18 protein-coding genes and 1 riboswitch are annotated in these 16,813 nt (G+C 67.7%); of the genes, 10 read left to right on the forward strand and 8 right to left on the reverse strand.

Translation table 11 applies throughout. From position 1 onward, the window contains the following. Positions 1-31: 31 nt before the first annotated feature. Together ACLBYD_RS17570 and ACLBYD_RS17575 are read right to left on the reverse strand one after the other, a co-directional pair. Positions 32-1,570: an alkaline phosphatase D family protein gene (locus ACLBYD_RS17570; protein WP_447817432.1), complete on the reverse strand. Its 1,539-nt coding sequence runs from the start codon at positions 1,568-1,570 to the stop codon at positions 32-34. 128 nt (positions 1,571-1,698) lie between these two features. Then, on the reverse strand, positions 1,699-2,988 hold the full coding sequence (locus ACLBYD_RS17575) for an adenylosuccinate synthase (protein ID WP_006552940.1): 1,290 nt from the start codon (positions 2,986-2,988) through the stop codon (positions 1,699-1,701). Positions 2,989-3,240: 252 nt separating this feature from the next. Here ACLBYD_RS17575 and ACLBYD_RS17580 point away from each other — a divergent pair, with 252 nt between their 5' ends. Continuing rightward, positions 3,241-3,894: a hypothetical protein gene (locus ACLBYD_RS17580; RefSeq protein WP_447817504.1), complete on the forward strand. Its 654-nt coding sequence runs from the start codon at positions 3,241-3,243 to the stop codon at positions 3,892-3,894. Positions 3,895-3,903: 9 nt separating this feature from the next. Here ACLBYD_RS17580 and ACLBYD_RS17585 read toward each other — a convergent pair whose 3' ends face one another. Further along, the gene (locus ACLBYD_RS17585; RefSeq protein WP_006552942.1) at positions 3,904-4,482 is read right to left on the reverse strand and encodes a TerD family protein; all 579 of its coding nucleotides are present in this window, start codon (positions 4,480-4,482) and stop codon (positions 3,904-3,906) included. Between the two features lie 190 nt (positions 4,483-4,672). On the opposite strand from ACLBYD_RS17585, the gene ACLBYD_RS17590 reads away from it, so the two are divergent. From ACLBYD_RS17590 to ACLBYD_RS17610, 5 genes are read left to right on the forward strand one after another with little or no spacing between them, the layout of a single operon-like run. Beyond that, on the forward strand, positions 4,673-5,743 hold the full coding sequence (locus tag ACLBYD_RS17590) for a glycosyltransferase family 1 protein (protein ID WP_447817505.1): 1,071 nt from the start codon (positions 4,673-4,675) through the stop codon (positions 5,741-5,743). Then, positions 5,740-6,819 carry a glycosyltransferase gene (locus ACLBYD_RS17595; RefSeq protein WP_447817433.1) on the forward strand — a complete coding sequence of 360 codons (1,080 nt, stop codon included), beginning with the start codon at positions 5,740-5,742 and terminating at the stop codon, positions 6,817-6,819. The genes ACLBYD_RS17590 and ACLBYD_RS17595 overlap by 4 nt, the downstream gene beginning before the upstream one ends. Beyond that, on the forward strand, positions 6,816-7,838 hold the full coding sequence (locus tag ACLBYD_RS17600) for a glycosyltransferase (protein WP_447817434.1): 1,023 nt from the start codon (positions 6,816-6,818) through the stop codon (positions 7,836-7,838). The genes ACLBYD_RS17595 and ACLBYD_RS17600 overlap by 4 nt, the downstream gene beginning before the upstream one ends. Next, a complete protein-coding gene (locus ACLBYD_RS17605) occupies positions 7,835-8,662 on the forward strand; it encodes a glycosyltransferase family 2 protein (RefSeq protein WP_447817436.1) in 828 nt (275 codons plus the stop codon). Before ACLBYD_RS17600 ends, ACLBYD_RS17605 begins: the two co-directional genes overlap by 4 nt. Before the next feature lie 9 nt (positions 8,663-8,671). Further along, positions 8,672-9,301, forward strand: coding sequence for a (2Fe-2S)-binding protein (locus ACLBYD_RS17610; RefSeq protein ID WP_447817437.1), 630 nt, complete (start codon positions 8,672-8,674; stop codon positions 9,299-9,301). A 72-nt stretch (positions 9,302-9,373) separates the two neighbouring features. On the opposite strand, the gene ACLBYD_RS17615 is transcribed toward ACLBYD_RS17610, so the two are convergent. Genes ACLBYD_RS17615 through ACLBYD_RS17625 form a run of 3 tightly spaced genes read right to left on the reverse strand, consistent with a single transcriptional unit; the run spans position 9,374 to position 12,266 of the window. Then, positions 9,374-10,144, reverse strand: a complete 771-nt coding sequence (locus ACLBYD_RS17615; RefSeq protein WP_447817438.1) for an ABC transporter ATP-binding protein — start codon at positions 10,142-10,144, stop codon at positions 9,374-9,376. Continuing rightward, complete coding sequence (locus ACLBYD_RS17620; protein ID WP_447817439.1) at positions 10,141-11,193, reverse strand: FecCD family ABC transporter permease; 1,053 nt, start codon at positions 11,191-11,193, stop codon at positions 10,141-10,143. Before ACLBYD_RS17620 ends, ACLBYD_RS17615 begins: the two co-directional genes overlap by 4 nt. After that, the gene (locus ACLBYD_RS17625; RefSeq protein WP_447817440.1) at positions 11,193-12,266 is read right to left on the reverse strand and encodes an ABC transporter substrate-binding protein; all 1,074 of its coding nucleotides are present in this window, start codon (positions 12,264-12,266) and stop codon (positions 11,193-11,195) included. The genes ACLBYD_RS17620 and ACLBYD_RS17625 overlap by 1 nt, the downstream gene beginning before the upstream one ends. 12 nt (positions 12,267-12,278) lie before the next feature. Continuing rightward, a riboswitch (cobalamin riboswitch) is annotated at positions 12,279-12,459 on the reverse strand. 63 nt (positions 12,460-12,522) lie between these two features. Here ACLBYD_RS17625 and ACLBYD_RS17630 point away from each other — a divergent pair. Beyond that, positions 12,523-13,239 (forward strand): polysaccharide deacetylase family protein, encoded by a 717-nt coding sequence (locus ACLBYD_RS17630; protein ID WP_447817441.1) that lies wholly within the window; start codon positions 12,523-12,525, stop codon positions 13,237-13,239. 44 nt (positions 13,240-13,283) lie between these two features. Here ACLBYD_RS17630 and ACLBYD_RS17635 read toward each other — a convergent pair whose 3' ends face one another. Beyond that, positions 13,284-14,186 (reverse strand): SDR family oxidoreductase, encoded by a 903-nt coding sequence (locus ACLBYD_RS17635; RefSeq protein ID WP_447817443.1) that lies wholly within the window; start codon positions 14,184-14,186, stop codon positions 13,284-13,286. 177 nt (positions 14,187-14,363) lie between these two features. On the opposite strand from ACLBYD_RS17635, the gene ACLBYD_RS17640 reads away from it, so the two are divergent. Next, positions 14,364-14,897: an Rv2732c family membrane protein gene (locus tag ACLBYD_RS17640; RefSeq protein WP_447817444.1), complete on the forward strand. Its 534-nt coding sequence runs from the start codon at positions 14,364-14,366 to the stop codon at positions 14,895-14,897. A 1-nt stretch (position 14,898) separates the two neighbouring features. Here ACLBYD_RS17640 and ACLBYD_RS17645 read toward each other — a convergent pair whose 3' ends face one another. Next, the gene (locus ACLBYD_RS17645; protein ID WP_447817445.1) at positions 14,899-15,699 is read right to left on the reverse strand and encodes an SDR family NAD(P)-dependent oxidoreductase; all 801 of its coding nucleotides are present in this window, start codon (positions 15,697-15,699) and stop codon (positions 14,899-14,901) included. Positions 15,700-15,824: 125 nt separating this feature from the next. On the opposite strand from ACLBYD_RS17645, the gene ACLBYD_RS17650 reads away from it, so the two are divergent. Together ACLBYD_RS17650 and ACLBYD_RS17655 are read left to right on the forward strand one after the other, a co-directional pair. Further along, positions 15,825-15,962, forward strand: a complete 138-nt coding sequence (locus ACLBYD_RS17650) for a hypothetical protein (RefSeq protein WP_447817446.1) — start codon at positions 15,825-15,827, stop codon at positions 15,960-15,962. Between the two features lie 59 nt (positions 15,963-16,021). After that, positions 16,022-16,807: a class I SAM-dependent methyltransferase gene (locus ACLBYD_RS17655; RefSeq protein ID WP_447817447.1), complete on the forward strand. Its 786-nt coding sequence runs from the start codon at positions 16,022-16,024 to the stop codon at positions 16,805-16,807. The last annotated feature ends 6 nt before the right edge of the window (positions 16,808-16,813 follow it).

The following is a 16,813-nucleotide window of genomic DNA, read 5'->3' on the forward strand; positions in this document are numbered from 1 at the left end:
ATCCAGTATGCCCCGCATCGCGCGGGCGGGATCAGGCCGGTGGATCGAGCACCTGACGGAACAGGACCGTCCCTCGCGAGTCGAGCAACTCCACCCGCATCTGCTTCGTCGCGCCGTCGATGAACACCTCCCCGAAGTGCTGATATCCGTCCATCGGCGAGGTGTTCGCCGCCGGGGGCGCGTGCACGAAGACGGCCTCGGGACCGAACGTCCCGTCCAGCTCGTTGGGTCCGAAAGCACCGGCGTTGAGCGGTCCCGAGACGAACTCCCAGAACTCGTCGAAGTCGGTGAACGAGGCGCGGTCCGGCGAATAGTGATGCGCGGCCGTGTAGTGCACGTCGGCGGTCAACCACACGGTGCCGGTGATCCTGCGCGCCTTGACCGCCGACAGGACCTGCGCGATCTCCGATTCCCGGCCCGAGGGAGCGCCGTTGTCCCCGTTCGCGATTCCTTCGAAGGCCGTATCGCCGTCGGGTACGACCAGGCCGATCGGCAGGTCGGCGGCGATGATCTTCCAGGTGGCGGTAGAACGGGTGAGTTCGTCGATGAGCCACCGCGTCTGCGCGCTGCCGAGCACCTGCCCCGGCGCGCCGACGTTGGTGCCGTTGGCGTCCTTGTAGGTCCGCATGTCGAGTACGAAGACGTCGAGCAGCGGTCCGTACCGCACGACCCGGTGGATGCGTCCGTCGACGGCCTCCGCCGGATCGAGCGGGAGCCACTCGTGGAAGGCACGGAAAGCCCGTTCCGCCAGGACGTCCACGCTCTTCTCGGTGTACTGCTCGAGATCCAGGATCTCACCCGCGTACCAGTTGTTGACGGTCTCGTGGTCGTCCCACTGCACGATCTGCGCGACGGAGGAGTTGAACCGCCGATAGTTCTCGTCCATGAGGTTGTAGGCGTACTGGCCGCGGTACTCGTCGAGGGTCTGCGCCACGGCACTCTTGGCCTCGGTGACGATGTTGCGCCAGATCCGGCCGTCCGGCAGCTCGACGGTCTCCTTCAGCGGATTGTCGGCGTACACGACGTCGCCGGAATGCACGAACAGGTGCGGGTCGCGACGGGCCATCGTGTCGAAGATCGTCATCCCACCGATGTCGGGGTTGATACCGAAGCCCTGACCGGCGGTGTCGCCGGACCACTGCAGCCTGATGTCGCCGGGTGCGGTCGGGGCGGTGCGGAACAGACCCGTCACCGGCTCGGACGTGGCGCCGTCCTCGCCTTCGAGGACGACACGGTAGTGCACCTGCTCGCCGGCCGGCAGTCCCGTCAGCCGCAGTCGGCCGGTTCCGTCCGTCTCGGGCGTCAGCAGACCACCCACGTGCCGGACGGGATCGGTGAAGGATTCGGTGGCCGCCGTCTCCACGACGAGCCGCGCCGGTCGATCCGAGCGCGCCCACACGAGCGCCCCGTCGGCCCGCACGTCGCCGGTGGCCACACCGTGGGTGAGGATCGGCCGCTCACGGACCAGGCTCGGCGTTGCAACGGAACTTCCCGACGAGCACGCCACCGCCGGAGCCGCGAGGGCTCCGAGCGCGACGGTGCGTAGCAGGGTTCGACGGGACACGTACATGGTTCTCCCCGGGGTCCGACGGACTGTGCGGGACGAGCGTGCACAGTCCGTGCGAACCGTCGGTGAACATGCAGTGAGGGATCGGCGCCCGTCCGACGACGAATCGGAGCGGGCCGGGAGCTACCCCGTCAGCGGATGACGTCGCGCCGGACGATCGTCTCGTCGCGGCCCGGTCCGACACCGATGCAGGAGATGTAGGCGCCGGAGAGCTCCTCGAGACGCAGCACGTAGTTCTGCGCGTTCTTCGGCAGCTCCTCGAAGGTGCGGGCGTGGGTGATGTCCTCCCACCAGCCCGGCATCTCCTCGTAGATCGGCTTGGCGTGGTGCACGTCGGTCTGCGTCATCGGCATCTCGTCGATACGCACACCGTCGACCTCGTAGCCGACGCAGATCGGCACGGTGTCGAGGCCCGACAGCACGTCGAGCTTGGTGAGGAAGTAGTCGGTGATGCCGTTGACGCGGGTCGCGTAGCGGGCGATGACGGCGTCGAACCATCCCGTGCGGCGGGCGCGACCGGTGGTGACACCGACCTCTCCACCCTGCTTGGCGAGGTAGGCGCCGTGGTCGTCGAACAGCTCGGTCGGGAACGGACCCGAGCCGACGCGGGTGGTGTAGGCCTTGAGGATGCCCAGCACCGTCGAGATCTTCGCCGGGCCGATACCCGAACCGACAGCGGCGCCGCCGGCGGTGGGGTTGGACGACGTCACGTACGGATAGGTGCCGTGGTCGACGTCGAGCAGCGTTCCCTGCGAACCCTCGAGGAGGATCGTGTCGCCGCGCTCGAGCGCCTTGTTCAGTTCGAGGCGCGTATCGGTGATGCGGTGCTTGAAACCCTCGGCCTGGGTGAGGACCTCGTCGACCACCTGCTGCGGGTCGAGCGCCTTGCGGTTGTAGATCTTGACGAGCACCTGGTTCTTGAATTCCAGTGCGGCCTCGACCTTCTGGGTGAGGATCTTCTCGTCGAGCACGTCGGCGACCCGCACGCCCACGCGGGCGATCTTGTCCTGGTAGCAGGGGCCGATACCGCGTCCGGTGGTGCCGATCTTCTTCTTGCCGAGGAAGCGTTCGGTGACCTTGTCGATGGCCACGTGGTACGGCATGATCAGGTGCGCATCGGCCGAGAGCAGCAGACGGGACGTGTCGACGTCGCGCTTCTCGAGGCCTTCGAGCTCGGTGAGCAGCACACCCGGATCCACCACGACACCGTTGCCGATGACGTTGTTGACGCCGGGCGTCAGGATGCCCGACGGAATCAGGTGCAGGGCGAACTTGTCGCCGTTGGGCAGCACGACCGTGTGACCGGCGTTGTTGCCGCCCTGGTAGCGCACGACCCACTGCAGACGTCCGCCGAGTAGATCGGTAGCTTTGCCCTTGCCCTCGTCGCCCCACTGGGCTCCGATCAGGACGATTGCCGGCATGTCGCGCTCTCCTCAGGCAGGTGTCTACGTGCGGGCGGTCTCGCCTGCAGGGTCCTGCCCAACCGGGCAGCAGCCGGGACCACAGTGTAGTCCACCCTCCGACGAGCGCGAATGACGGGACTGCAGAAGCGCCGGAGCTGCGGCGCGCGGTAGCGGGTCGCCGCCGCCCTCCCCCACCGGCTTCCCATTACAGTGGACGCAGCCGAGAGCCCGACGAACCCGACCCCTCGAGGAGACCCGTTGACCCCGGTAGTGCTCAGATGCGGTGACGTGCCATTGCCGTTGGCGCTGACCCCCGTGACCGCACTGTCTGCGCCTGCCCTCCCCGAGAAGGACGACTTCGAGGACGTCTTCGCGCATCTCGAATCGGTGGAGGACCCTCGTCTGATCCTCGTAGGCAACGACGCGGCATTCGCCGCGACCGTCACCCGGCTGATGCGCACCGAACGCCTCGACCTGGAGGTCGCGTACGTCCCGGAGACACGAACCCCGGCCACGGAGGCGTACGGGTTGCGGACGGGGTCGAAGGCCGCCACCGTCGCTCTGCAAGGGGTCGCGAAGCCGTTGCCGCTCATCCGCGACGACGCCGGTATCGCCCTCGTCGGCCGTGCGCTGCTGTGCGGTGAGACCGGCGATGCGCTCGTCGGGGAGGCCTACGTCGACGACACCCGCCTGTTCTCCGGCACGGTGCCCGGCATCCGCGTCGAACCCACACCCGCGATGCCCGGTCTGCGGGCCGCGATCGACCGGCCGCGCTGGTTCGGCGGCTACAAGTGGTTGACGGGCCGGGCCATGCAGTTGGGTTCCCCCGCCGCGGTCGTCACCCGCGACGGGGTCGCGAACCCCCGGGCTCTCAAGCGGTCGACCTTCTACCGGCACGACAAGAAGTGGAAGCTCGTCCGCTGAGACCCATTTTCAGCCGACGTTGACGCCGTAGTCCCGTGCGATGCCCGCCAGACCGGAGGCGTAGCCCTGGCCGATGGCGCGGAACTTCCACTCGCCACCGTGGCGGTACAGCTCACCGAAGACCATCGCGGTCTCGGTGGACGCATCCTCGGTGAGGTCGTAGCGGGCGAGTTCCCGGCCGTCGGCGCGGTCGACGACGCGGATGAACGCGTTGCGCACCTGACCGAACGACTGGCCCCGCGCGTCGGCGTCGTGGATCGACACCGGGAAGACGATCGACTTGACCTCCGCGGGAACGGCGACGAGGTCGACGTTCACGCTCTCGTCGTCGCCCTCGCCCTCGCCGGTGAGGTTGTCGCCGGTGTGCTCGACGGAGCCGTCCGGCGAACGCAGGTTGTTGTAGAAGACGAAATGCTGGTCGGACAGGACCTTGCCGTTCTCGCTCGTCAGCAGTGCGCTGGCGTCGAGATCGAAGTCCGCGCCGGTCGTCGCGCGCACGTCCCAGCCGAGACCCACCGTCACCGCCGTCAGGTTCGGAGCCTCCTTCGACAGCGAAACGTTGCCGCCCTTGGCCAAGCTCACACCCATACCGAATCCTTTCGCTCGATGATCGTTGCCTACCGCCACCCTAGTGAAGACCGGACGAGTCGGGCAGGGACGTGTGAAGGCCGTCCCGCGGGGGTAGCCGCAGGACACCGGACGATGGCCGGGGACGGCGTTCCCGGCCTTTCGGTGTGTACGGCGAATGTCGCGCGAGGGAGAAGAGGGGTCGGTTGTGATGATTCGAGTCGCGTCGGTACCTGCGTCGCACGTCTACGTCCGGCACCTCGCCTGCCCGGAGGGCGACGACGTGATCCGGTTGACGGATCCGGTTCCCGCCGACGGCCGCAAGGTTCCCGGGGGCTGGTGGCCGCCGTTGATGCTCGAACCGGGCTGGGTGAGCGACCACCACGAGGAATTCGACGTCTTCCACATCCATTTCGGATTCGACGCGATCGGCGCGGAGCAGCTGCAGGACGTCGTTGCCGAACTCGCCGAGCACGACAAGCCTCTCGTGTACACGGTGCACGATCTGCGGAACCCGCACCATCCCACCCCCGGTGAGCACCACAAGCAACTCGACGTGCTGATTCCGGCCGCGGACGAACTGATCACCCTCACGCCGGGCGCCGCCGAGCGGATCCGTCTGCGCTGGGGCCGGGAGGCGACGGTCCTGCCGCATCCGCACGTCGTCGAACAGCACTGGCTCGAGCGACCGCGTCGCGACGAGAGTCCGTTCGTCGTGGGGGTCCACGCGAAGAGCCTGCGCGCGAACATGGATCTGTTCCCGGTGCTCGACACGCTGGCCGAGACCGTGCGCTCGCTTCCCGATGCGGTGTTGCAGATCAACGTGCACGACGAGATCTTCGATCCCGACAATGCGTACTGGTACAACCCGGAAGCCGGTTCCCGCATCCTCCAGTACGGCGAGCAACCCCAGGTGGACGTGCGCGTGCATCCGTACTTCTCCGACGACGAACTGTGGCAGTACCTCTCGGACCTGTCGGTGTCGGTGCTGCCCTACCGTTTCGGAACCCATTCGGGTTGGCTCGAGGCGTGTTTCGACCTCGGCACCGCCGTGATCGCGCCGAGTTGCGGCTTCTACGGCGAGCAACGTCGGTGCGGTGTGTACACCTACGACGAGGACACCTTCGACGCCGACTCGCTCGATCGTTGCGTGCGAGAACTGTACGAGAGTAGAGATCTTCCGCGAGCCGACTGGTCGCAACGTATGGACGAACGTCGCGCGCTGGCCCGCGCCCATCGTGACATCTACCTGCGCGCGATGAGCAGCCGGAGCGGATCATGACGCCGTTGCGCATCGCGCTCATCGCGTCGAACAGATATCCGATCCGCCAGCCCTTCGCCGGCGGACTCGAAGCGCACGTGTGGCATCTCGCCCACGCGCTCGGCAAGGACGGCCACGAGGTGACGCTCTTCGCCGCACCGGGATCCGATCCGGAACTTCCGGCCTCGTTCCTCGAGGTGCCGTCCTTCGAGGTCAGCGAACTCGCACGCAGCGACGTGTCGATGCCCCCGGCGAACGGCTTCCTCGGCGACCACCACGCCTACCTGTCGCTGATGCTCGATCTCGCCGGACCGTCCGCCGATGCTTTCGACGTCGTGCACAACCACAGCCTGCACTACCTGCCGATAGCGATGGCCCGCATGTTGCGCGCCCCGTTGCTCTGCACGCTGCACACGCCGCCGACGCCGTGGCTCGAGTCGGCGATGGCGACTCCGGGTGGGTGCCCGGGCACGTTCGTCGCGGTCAGCCGGCACACCGCGACGGCCTGGGAACACGCCACGCCCGGTCCGGTGGCGGTCGTGCCCAACGGTGTCGATCTCGGAGCGTGGCCGGTCGGTTCGGGAGGTGAGGACCTGATCTGGTTCGGCCGCCTCGTGCCGGAGAAGGGCGCGCATCTCGCGATCGAGGCCGCGCGCCGGGCCGGTTACCGGCTGCGGATCGCGGGCCCGATCAGCAACCGCAGGTACGTCGCGGAGCACGTCGAACCGTTCCTCGGTCCCGACGTGATCTATCTCGGTCATCTTTCCCAGCCGGATCTCGCTGCCGCGGTGGGACGTTCGGCAGCAGCACTCATCACCCCGCAATGGGACGAACCGTACGGTCTCGTCGTCGCCGAGTCCCTCGCATGCGGGACACCCGTGGTGGCCTTCGCGCGCGGCGGCATCCCGGAGGTCGTCGACGAGAGCAGCGGATGCCTGGTCGCGCCGGACGACATCGACGGCCTGGCCGCGGCGATACCCCGCGCGGTCCGTCTGTCCCGTGCCTCCGCCCGAGCCCGCGCGGAGGAGCGTTGTTCGGAACGCACGATGGTCGATGCCTACGTCTCGCTGTATCGGGAACTCGCGGGAGCGGCATGATCGGCTACTACATCCATCATCACGGGCACGGACACCGCACCCGCGCGAGCAGCATCTGCGCGCATCTGCGGACGCCGGTGACGGCATTGTCGTCGGCGCCGCTCGGCACTGCCGCCGACGCCTTCGACGACGTCGTGCTGCTCCCCCGCGACGACCTCGCCGTCGACACCGCGCAGGACCCGACGGCCCACGACGTCCTCCACTGGGTTCCCACCCACGACGACGGTCTCCGCGAACGCATGCACGCACTGGGGTCGTGGATCGCCGCGACCCGCCCGAGCCTGCTGGTGGTGGACGTGTCGGTGGAGGTGACGCTCCTCGCCCGCTTGTACGGGATCCCCGTCGTGGTGCTCGCGATGCCGGGCGAGCGCACCGATACCGCCCACACGCTGGCCTACCGCGTCGCCGACCATCTCATCGCACCGTGGTCGCAGGACGTCTACGATCCGCACTGGCTGCGCTCGTACGCCACCTCGTACGTCGGCGGGATCAGCCGTTTCGACGGACGCCCGTCTCCCACCCGCACAGCCGGTGAAAAGCCGAGGGTCCTCGTCATGAGCGGCAGCGGCGGATCGTCGATCACCGTCGACGATCTGCACCGGTTCTCGTCGCGCTTCCCCCAGTACGAGTGGGAGGGTCTCGGTGTCGCGGGCGGCCCGTGGATCGACGATCCGTGGCCCGTCCTCACCGGCGCCGACGTCGTGATCGGGCATGCGGGCCAGAACACCGTCGCCGACATCGCGGCCGCCGCGCGACCTGCGGTCGTGATCGCCGAACCCCGTCCGTTCGACGAACAGCGTTCCACCGCAACGGCTCTGGAGAAGGCCGGACTGACGGTGGGTCTCGACGGGTGGCCCGACCCGAACCGCTGGCCCGAACTGATCGAGCGAGCACGCGGCCTCGACCCCGTCGAATGGAAACGCTGGCAGGTCGACGGTGCCGCGGCGCGCGCCGCGGCGATCCTGGACGAGCTGGCAGAGACCGGGGACCGGGCGACCCCTGATACGGAGAGGTCATGACGGTCTCGGTCGTCACCGTCGCCGCAGGTCGCGGCACGCATCTGCGACGCCAACTCGACGGCCTCGCACGCAGCACCCGGACACCCGACGAGCACATCGTTGTCGCGATGAGTGATCCGGAGGTCGCGGAGGTCGTCGCCACGGCCGGCTCGTCGGCGCGAGTGGTGGAGATGGACGTCGACTCCGCGAAACTGCCGGTCGGAGAGGCACGGAATCTGGGTGCGCGGACGGCGTCGTCGGATCTGCTCGTCTTCCTCGACGTCGACTGCATTCCGGCTCCCGACCTGATCGAACGGTACGCCGAGGCGGCCGGCCGGCACCCGGCTGCGCTGCTCAACGGTCCGGTCACCTATCTGTCCGAACCGGGCGCCGACGGCTACGACCTCGACCGGCTCAGCGACTCGATCGATCCGCATCCGGCCCGTCCGTTCCCCTCCTCGGGTGAGATCGTGCTGGACGACAGGCACGAATTGTTCTGGTCGCTGTCGTTCGCGTCCCGGTCGCTCGTGTGGGACCGCATCGGCGGGTTCTGCACCGCCTACAGCGGATACGGCGGCGAGGACACCGATTTCGGGCAGAAGGCCGCCCGTGCCGGAGTCCCTATGGCCTGGGTCGGCGGCGCCCACGCCTTCCACCAGTACCACCCGGTGTCGAGCCCGCCGGTCGAGCATCTCGACGACATCCTCACCAATACCGCGCTGTTCCACCAGCGTTGGGGGTGGTGGCCGATGCGGGGGTGGCTCGACGAGTTCGAGCGAATGGGTCTCGTCCAATACGATGCGGACGAGCGGCGATGGAGGAAGATGACCTCGCCTCGACTCTGAGAGGAATCCGTGTCCGAGGTCGTCGGGATGCTCGAACGCATCGCTGCGTGGAGCCCGTACTTCCGGGTGGGTACCGGTCCCGTCGACGACACGTGGCGTCCGACCTCCGATCTGCGCGATCCCGCTGTCCGTGACGCGCTGGTGGCGACGACTGCCGCGCGGATGGGCACCGACGAGATGCGGGTCGCAGCGTCGACGTTCTTCTTCGGCTACGTCGCACGCCTCTGGTCGGTGGCGGTCGGTTCCGTCGTGGACTCCGGCCGGTGCGTCCGGCTCGATCCCGAGCACTTGCTGTGGCGCGACAACGCCGGCCTGCAGTTGCACATCGTCGACCCGGAGTTCGGTGGCGAAGCGGCGGTCGAAGTGCTCGACGTGCAGGTCGAACCGCTCGTCGACGCGTGGAGCGGGGTGGTCGCGTTTGGGCTGTTGTGGGGTAACACGGCGTCCGCCCTGGTCGGCACGGCGCAGATGATCGGCACCGACGCCCAACCTCACGTCGACGTCCTGCTGAGCGATCCGCGTCTCGCCGACGCCCTCGACCCAAAGACCGGTCGACGCCGTAGCTGCTGCCTCTACTACCGCATGCCCACTGGTGGGTTGTGCGGCGATTGCTTCTTCATTACTCCACCGACCTCGTGAACTGCGGAGCGCGAAATGGTCGTGAGTGCGCGTAATTGCGCGTCCCTACGACCATTTCGCGCGGCAATCTTGCTAAGCGTAGGACGCACGAAGGCGGTGGTAGCGGATGACGGGTGTCCCCCCTTCATATGAGACCGCGGCACGCACGCCGTACACCTGCTCGATCATCTCCTCTGTCAGTGCCTCCGCAGGAGTTCCGTGGGCGACGACCCGACCCTTCTCGAGAACGACCACGCGGTCACAGAACATCGCCGCGAGATTGAGATCGTGCAGCGCGACGTAGGTCGTCACCGGCAACGCTACGACCCGTTCGAGGATGTCGAGCTGGTGTTGGATGTCGAGGTGATTGGTCGGCTCGTCGAGCAGGAGTTCTTCCGGTTCTTGGGCCAGCGCCCGTGCGATCTGTGCGCGCTGACGTTCACCTCCCGACATCGCTCGCCACATCCGGTCGGCGTGTTCGGTCATCCCGGTCACCTCGAGCGCATGTGCGATCGCTGCGTCCCCGCCGTCGTCACGACCGAGAACGTCGGCGTGCGGAATTCTTCCCAGCCGCACGACATCCCGTACCCGGATGTCGACCTCGGTGTGTGCGTGCTGCGCGACCATTGCGACCCGGCGCGCCAGGACGCGACGTCCGAGGCTGTGAATATCGGTGCCGTCCAAGGTCACCACGCCCGACTCGGGCCGGTCGATCCCGGACAGCAGGCGGAGCAACGACGACTTGCCCGACCCGTTCGGCCCGAGAAGTCCGATCGTCTCCCCGGGCACGGGATCGATCGTCACGTCGTCGACGACGAGATGTCCGCCGCGGTTCCACCGCAGCGACTTTGCGGACAGTGTCACGGAGTACTCCTCGTACGGAAGAGGATCAGCGCGAAGGCCGGCACGCCGATCAGTGCGGTCACCACGCCGACGGGAACCTCTTGCGGCGCGAAGACGGTGCGGGCGACCGCATCGACCCACACCATGAAAACCGCCCCGACGACGGCGGTGACCGGAACGAGACGACTGTGCCGCGGGCCCACCAGGAACCGGGCCGCATGGGGCAGCACCAGCCCGATGAACCCGATCGCCCCTGCTGCACTGACCAGGACGGCGGTGATCAACGCCGTCACCATGAGGAACAGCAGACGGGTACGTCCGACCGCGATCCCGAGGGTCGCGGCGGTCGACGACCCGAATGTGAAGGCGTCCAGCGACGACGCCTTCACCAGGCACACCACGATTCCGGCGGCGCAGACCGCTCCGCAGAGCACGACGCCGGTCCAGGTGGCTCCGCTCAGGGAACCGAGTAACCAGAACAGCACCCCCCGAGTGCGTTCCGCGTCTGCGGACGAGATGACGATGAACGATGTCAGCGCCGAGAACAGTTGTGTTCCCGCCACTCCGGCCAGCACGACACGGGAGGTCCCGCCCCCTGCCCCGGTCGCCAGCAGCAACACGAGTGCGAAGGAGACGAGCGCCCCGACGAACGCTCCGCCCGACAACGACACGGCACCCCCGCCGATACCCAGCACCGCGATCATCACCGCGCCGGTCGAGGCGCCCGAGGAGATGCCGAGCACGAAGGGATCCGCCAGCGGATTACGTAACAACGACTGCATGATCGCGCCACACACCGCGAGTCCGGCACCGCACACCGCCGCGAGCAAGGTGCGCGGGAGACGCAGTTCCCACACGATTCCTTCCCGGATCGCGGTGACGGAACTGTCGGCCAGCCCGAGACGGTCGAAGATCACCGCGTACACGTCGACGACGGACAACTCCGCCGGGCCGATCGTGACGGTCACCGCGATCGACAGGGCGAGAACGATCAGCCCCGCGACCACCACGACACCGGCCACCGGAGCCCGACGCCCCTCCGAGGGCCGCCGGGCAGTGGACGTCACCATCAGCTGTCGAGATTCCACTCGCGCAGGGCGTCGGCGACCTTCTCGATCCCGTCGACCGTGCGGATGGACGGATTCATGTCGGCGCCGTTGACCACGATGTACCGCCGGTTCTGCACCGCGGTCAGGCGTTGGGTGAGCGGATTCGATTCCAGGAACTCGATCTTGCTGTCCAGAGCGTCGCCGGTGATACTGCGACGACTCAGATCGGCCATGACGAGCGCAGTCGGGTTGCGGTCGAGAATCGACTCCCAGCTCACCTGGGGCCACTCGTTGGTGGTGTCGTCGAAGACGTTCTTCGCTCCGACCGAATCGGTGATGATGCCCGACGACCCGCAGCAGCCCGCCACGTACGGAGTCTCGGTGTCGGCGAACCAGTAGGCCAGCGACACGCCCTCCGCGTGCACCTGCCCCGACGCCTCCTCGTACCGCTGCTCGAGTTCGGCGACGAACTCTTCACCACGCTCGCGCACGTCGAAGATCGCGGCGAGGTCGCGGATCTCCTTGTAGACCGCGTCCATGGTCAGCGGTTCGGTGCGGTTGCCGTCGGCGTTGACGCTGTTGTCGTCCTTGCCGTCGCAATCGGTGGGCGAGAGGTAGGCAGGCACCCCGAGTTGTTCGAACTGTGACGGTTCGGCAACCCCACCGAGTCCGAGTGTGCCGCCGAAGGAGGCCGAGACGAAATCCGGTTCCGTGTCGAGCACAACCTCGAAGGACGGCTTGTTGTCGGCCAGACGCGGAACCTTCGCGTTCTCGTCGGCGAGATTCTCCCGAACGGGATCGGTCCAGGTCGCGGTGCCGACCACGCGGTCGGCGAGACCGAGCGACAGCAGGATCTCGGTGGATCCCTGATTCAGGGACACCGCCCGCTGTGGTGGCGCGTCGATGGTGAGCGTCCTGCCGCAGTTCTCGATGGTGAGCGGGTAGGCCGATGCTGCGGTGTCCTGTTCGACTGCCCCGGATGTGTCGTCGCTCGACGAGCAACCGGAGACGGCCAACGCCGCCGCTAGCAGTGCGACGGCTGCGCGCAGCGCCGAATTCCGCCCCTTGCGGGCGGTCGATATCGAATTGTTCATGTCCATCCTCGTGGGTCCTGCTTCGGCGACGCAGGTGTCCTGGCTCCCGGATCGACGCTCACCCCCGGCCTTCCAACCCGTGTGGGCCGTGACCATGAATCGGGGGATCGCTCCTCGGTGACAGTTGCGGGACAGCCACGGATTCGCACCGTTGTTCCCTACGTCGCTACGAACAGTACAAGACCCGGCGTCGGTCCCGGAACCGCTCAACCGGGCGTCCGCCACCCATCGACACCGGATGAGGCACCATGTCCGAATGGCATCCGGCCGAAGAACCCTCGTCGTCGTATCCGCCGTGCTCGGGGTGCTGGTCGTCGTCGCCGTCGCGATCTTCCAGCTTTCGAACTCCCGCACCTTCCAGCTGTTCGGGGCACTCGTCCATAGGGTGGAGACACCCGAGAAGGTGGTCGCGCTGACCCTCGACGACGGCCCGAGCGCCCTCACCCCGCAGGTCCTGCAGACCCTCGAGGACGCCGACGTCCCCGCCACCTTCTACGTCACCGGCTCGGAACTCGAACAACGACCGGAGCTGGGCCGGGCCATCGTCGAGGCCGGGCACGAACTCGGCAATCACACCGCGACGCACCGCAGGATGATGCTCGTCGGCAGCGGCACGGTGGCCGAGGAGATCGAGCGCACCGACGCCGCGATCCGCGAGACCGGGTTCGACGGGGAGATCACCTTCCGCCCGCCCTACGGCAAGAAGCTCGTCGCGCTCCCCCGCTATCTCGACCAGCACGACCGGACCACCGTGATGTGGGACGTCGAACCGGATTCCGACTCGTCCGACACCGAGACGATCGTGCAGACCGCACTCGACGAGACCCGTCCCGGCTCGATCATCCTGCTGCACGTCATGTACCCCTCCCGGACAGCGTCGCTGGAGGCGATTCCCGGGATCGTCGACGGCCTGCGCGCCGAGGGCTACCGGTTCGTGACGGTGTCGGAACTGCTCGACATGCAGTCCTCGTGAACTCCGGGGCGCGAAATGGTCATCGATGCGNCGCGCTCTGATTCTCAGGTGAACGGGACTCCGCCGGTGACGGCGATGGTCTCCCCGGTGATGTAGCTCGACTCCTGGGAGGCGAGGAAGACGTAGGCCGGGGCGAGTTCGGCTGGTTGGCCGGGGCGACCGAGCGGGGTGTCCTTGCCGAATTGCTCGTACGCGTCCTTCGGCATGGTCGCGGGAATGAGTGGGGTCCAGATCGGTCCGGGTGCAACCGCATTGACGCGGATGCCCTTGCCCGCCACGTCGGAGGCGAGGCCCTTGGTGAAGTCGACGATGCCGGCCTTCGTGGTTGCGTAGTCGAGCAGACCCGGCGACGGACTCACCGCCTGGATCGAGGTGGTGTTGACGATCGTCGAACCCGGCCCCATCGCGGCGACCGCGTACTTCGACAGCCAGAACAGGGCGTAGAGGTTCGTCTTCATCACGCGGTCGAATTGCTCCGTGGAGATGTCGCCGATGCCGCCGGGTTCGAGGTGCTGATAGGCGGCGTTGTTGACGAGGATGTCGATGCCGCCGAGTTCGGACACCGTCGTGTCGATCAATCGCCGGCAGAACTCCTCTTCCCGGATGTCGCCGGGCATGCGCACCGCGCGGCGTCCCGCCTGTTCGACGAGTTCGGCCGTCCGCTTGCCGTCCTCGTCCTCCTCGTCGAGATAGGCCAGGACGACGTCGGCGCCCTCCCGCGCGAAGGCCACCGCGACCGCCCGTCCGATACCGGAATCACCGCCGGTGATCAGGGCGCGACGACCTTCGAGTCGTCTGCTCCCCCGGTACGTGGCCTCGCCGTGGTCGGGGGCGGAGAGCAGATCGGCGGTCGCGCCGGGGTAGGCGATCTCCGGTTGCTCCTCGAGCGGCGGAACGGGGTGCTGCTCTCCCGGGTGCTGCATGCGGTACTGGTCCTGGTCCGGCATTCTCGCCCTCCCTCGATCGGGTTCGTAAGGGGCGATACCCGGTGCACCACGGCGCCACACCGGCACCGCTCCGGACGCATGTGTCGGAGCATAATTGCAGGTGGACGACATGAGCGAGGTCACATCGGTGTGCGGCGCATAATGGCCACCCATGTGTCGGAACGGAGAGGTCGAGGCATGAGCGCGGACGGTACGAGCGCGGACCTGTCGGCCTATCGGAACGACTTCGCCCGGATCGAGAAGAAGGTCGCCGGGGAGTTCGACGCCGGTCGCCGCGGACGGGTCCTGGCGATCTGCGTCGTCGTCCTGACGGTATGCATGGTGCTTCCGCAGACGTCGTCGGCGTGGTCGTGGACGGTCTTCGGCAGTTGGTTCGGCGACACCGCACCCGTGGCGGTGCCGCTGCGGATCTTCGCGGCCCTGGCCCTCGTGTTCGGGGTGGTGATCTCGACGCTGGCGTTGTGGCTGCGACGATGGAAGCTGGCGTCGCTCGCGATGCTCGGCTCGGGGCTGTCGTCGTTCTTCGGGCTGTTGGCGTACTGGTCGCAGGCGGGAATGATCACGAACGCTCCGCATCACCCGACCGTGGCGTTGATAGCCGAATGGCTGGTGATGATCGTGATGACCTCGCAGTGGTTGCCGATCGTGCTGAGCCGGTCGCCGACGGACGTCCCGCCCCGGCCGCATCCGCTGCGGACCGGTCGCCGGTAGGTCAGCGCTCGACGAGCGAGCCCATCTTCTTCGCCAGGAACTCGATGCTGCGACGCGGCATGAGCCTGGCGAGCAGGTCGAGCACCGTCGCGTCCTTGCCGATGCACACCCGGAAGGTGCCCTTCTCGATCGCGTCGGCGATCCTGCGGGCTGCCTCGGCGGACGAGGTGATCTTGACGGAGGCGTCGGTGTTGCGTCCCGGGATGGCGGCACCGGAGTTCTCGGCGATGCCGGTGCGGACGGCGCCTGGGAACACCAGCGTCACCGCGACCTTCGTCATGCGCAGTTCGGCGTACAGCCCTTCGGTGAGCAGTTTGACCGCCGCCTTGCTCGCGCCGTAGACGGACTGGCCCGGCACCGGCACGAAGGCACCCATGCTCGACACGTTGAGCAGGCTCGCCTCGGGACGGCTCAGCAGCTCGGGGAGGAACGCCTTGCACATGTGCACGATGCCCCAGTAGTTGACGTCGAGCACCTTGTTCATCTCGTCGTACGGCAGGTCCGCGAACGGGACGAACTTCTGGATGATGCCTGCGACGTTGGCGACGCCGTCAACCTGCCCGTGTGCTGCGGTCACGTCGCCTACCAGGGCTTCGACGGCGGCGCGATCGGAGACGTCGACCGTGTGGGTGGTGAGACGGTCGACATAGGCGTCCGCCAGAGCACGGGTGCCGTCGAGAGCCTCGGCGCGGAGGTCGATCGCCGCGACCCGCGCGCCACGCACGAGGAGTTCGAGGACGACATCGCGTCCGATCCCGTTGCCTCCACCGGTGACGACGAAAACCCTGTCACGGATCTGCATGCTGCCTCCTCGTGTCGTTGGGTCCAGTCAATCCGGTCCGGCGACCCGACGCCACCCGAAGTGTGCGCGTGCACGTGTGCGGGTATCCGCCCGGACACGAGTCGGCCCAGCGTACGGAGGTAGAAGTGACGACGTCGAAGAAGAAGGACGACGAGGTGCACAAGGACCCGCCGGGTCCGGTCGATCACGGTCGCAACGGCGGCATGGCAACGCGGGAGAACGCTCCCGAGGTGGTCGAGCGTTCGGACGACGACGAGAAGTGACCCGAGCCGGACGATGTGAACGGCCACGAGGCCACCGATCAGGCCGATAGGTTGAGTACATGCAGTTCGCCGGACCGGCCGAACAGTACAACCGCTTCATGGGCCGCTACGCAGCGACGCTCGCGCCCGCCCTGGCGGACGCGGGCGGGGTGAGGGGCGGGCATCGGGTCTGCGACGTGGGCTGCGGACCGGGTGGGCTCACCCGTGAACTGGTCGCCCGGGTCGGCGCAGCGAACGTCGCGGCGATCGATCCCGCTCCCCAATTCGCGGCGGCGTGCCGGCAGATCGCACCGGAGATCGACGTCCGCGTCGGGGTGGCCGAGAACCTGCCGTGGCCGGACGGAACGTTCGACGTCACCCTGGCATCGCTGGTCCTCGGATTCATGAACGATCCCGAACTGGGTGTGCGGGAGATGGTGCGGGTGACCCGCCGGGGCGGCACCGTCGCCGCGTGCATGTGGGACACCACGGCCGGCGGGATGACGATGCTCCGCGTCTTCTGGACCGCAGTGGGAACGGTCGAACCCAGCACTCCGGGTGAGAGGACACTGGCCGGTACCAGCGAGGGCGACATCGCCGAGCGGTTCCGGCGGGCGGGTCTGCACGACGTGGTCGGCGGCGCCCTGTCCGCGCGCGCCGATTACGCCGATTTCTCCGACTTCTGGGAGCCCTTCACGTTCGGTGTGGGACCGGCCGGGCGGCACCTGGTCTCGATGTCCGAACGGCATCGCGTCGCAGTGCGTGACGCCTGTCGTGCCGCTCTTCCGTCCGGACCGTTCTCTCTCGACGCCCGCGCCTGGTATGCGCGGGGAACGGTTCCGGAATACCCTTCCACAGTGGTCTGATTCCGT

Source organism: Rhodococcus sp. C26F (genome assembly GCF_053345925.1).

Excerpts from the sequence above, each read along its gene's own strand:
- ACLBYD_RS17570 (WP_447817432.1), bottom strand. The coding sequence starts at position 1,570 with ATGTACGTGTCCCGTCGAACCCTGCTACGCACCGTCGCGCTCGGAGCC.
- ACLBYD_RS17575 (WP_006552940.1), bottom strand. The coding sequence starts at position 2,988 with ATGCCGGCAATCGTCCTGATCGGAGCCCAGTGGGGCGACGAGGGCAAG.
- ACLBYD_RS17585 (WP_006552942.1), bottom strand. The coding sequence starts at position 4,482 with ATGGGTGTGAGCTTGGCCAAGGGCGGCAACGTTTCGCTGTCGAAGGAG.
- ACLBYD_RS17590 (WP_447817505.1), top strand. The coding sequence starts at position 4,673 with ATGATTCGAGTCGCGTCGGTACCTGCGTCGCACGTCTACGTCCGGCAC.
- ACLBYD_RS17595 (WP_447817433.1), top strand. The coding sequence starts at position 5,740 with ATGACGCCGTTGCGCATCGCGCTCATCGCGTCGAACAGATATCCGATC.
- ACLBYD_RS17600 (WP_447817434.1), top strand. The coding sequence starts at position 6,816 with ATGATCGGCTACTACATCCATCATCACGGGCACGGACACCGCACCCGC.
- ACLBYD_RS17605 (WP_447817436.1), top strand. The coding sequence starts at position 7,835 with ATGACGGTCTCGGTCGTCACCGTCGCCGCAGGTCGCGGCACGCATCTG.
- ACLBYD_RS17620 (WP_447817439.1), bottom strand. The coding sequence starts at position 11,193 with ATGGTGACGTCCACTGCCCGGCGGCCCTCGGAGGGGCGTCGGGCTCCG.
- ACLBYD_RS17625 (WP_447817440.1), bottom strand. The coding sequence starts at position 12,266 with ATGAACAATTCGATATCGACCGCCCGCAAGGGGCGGAATTCGGCGCTG.
- ACLBYD_RS17630 (WP_447817441.1), top strand. The coding sequence starts at position 12,523 with ATGGCATCCGGCCGAAGAACCCTCGTCGTCGTATCCGCCGTGCTCGGG.
- ACLBYD_RS17635 (WP_447817443.1), bottom strand. The coding sequence starts at position 14,186 with ATGCCGGACCAGGACCAGTACCGCATGCAGCACCCGGGAGAGCAGCAC.
- ACLBYD_RS17640 (WP_447817444.1), top strand. The coding sequence starts at position 14,364 with ATGAGCGCGGACGGTACGAGCGCGGACCTGTCGGCCTATCGGAACGAC.
- ACLBYD_RS17645 (WP_447817445.1), bottom strand. The coding sequence starts at position 15,699 with ATGCAGATCCGTGACAGGGTTTTCGTCGTCACCGGTGGAGGCAACGGG.
- ACLBYD_RS17655 (WP_447817447.1), top strand. The coding sequence starts at position 16,022 with ATGCAGTTCGCCGGACCGGCCGAACAGTACAACCGCTTCATGGGCCGC.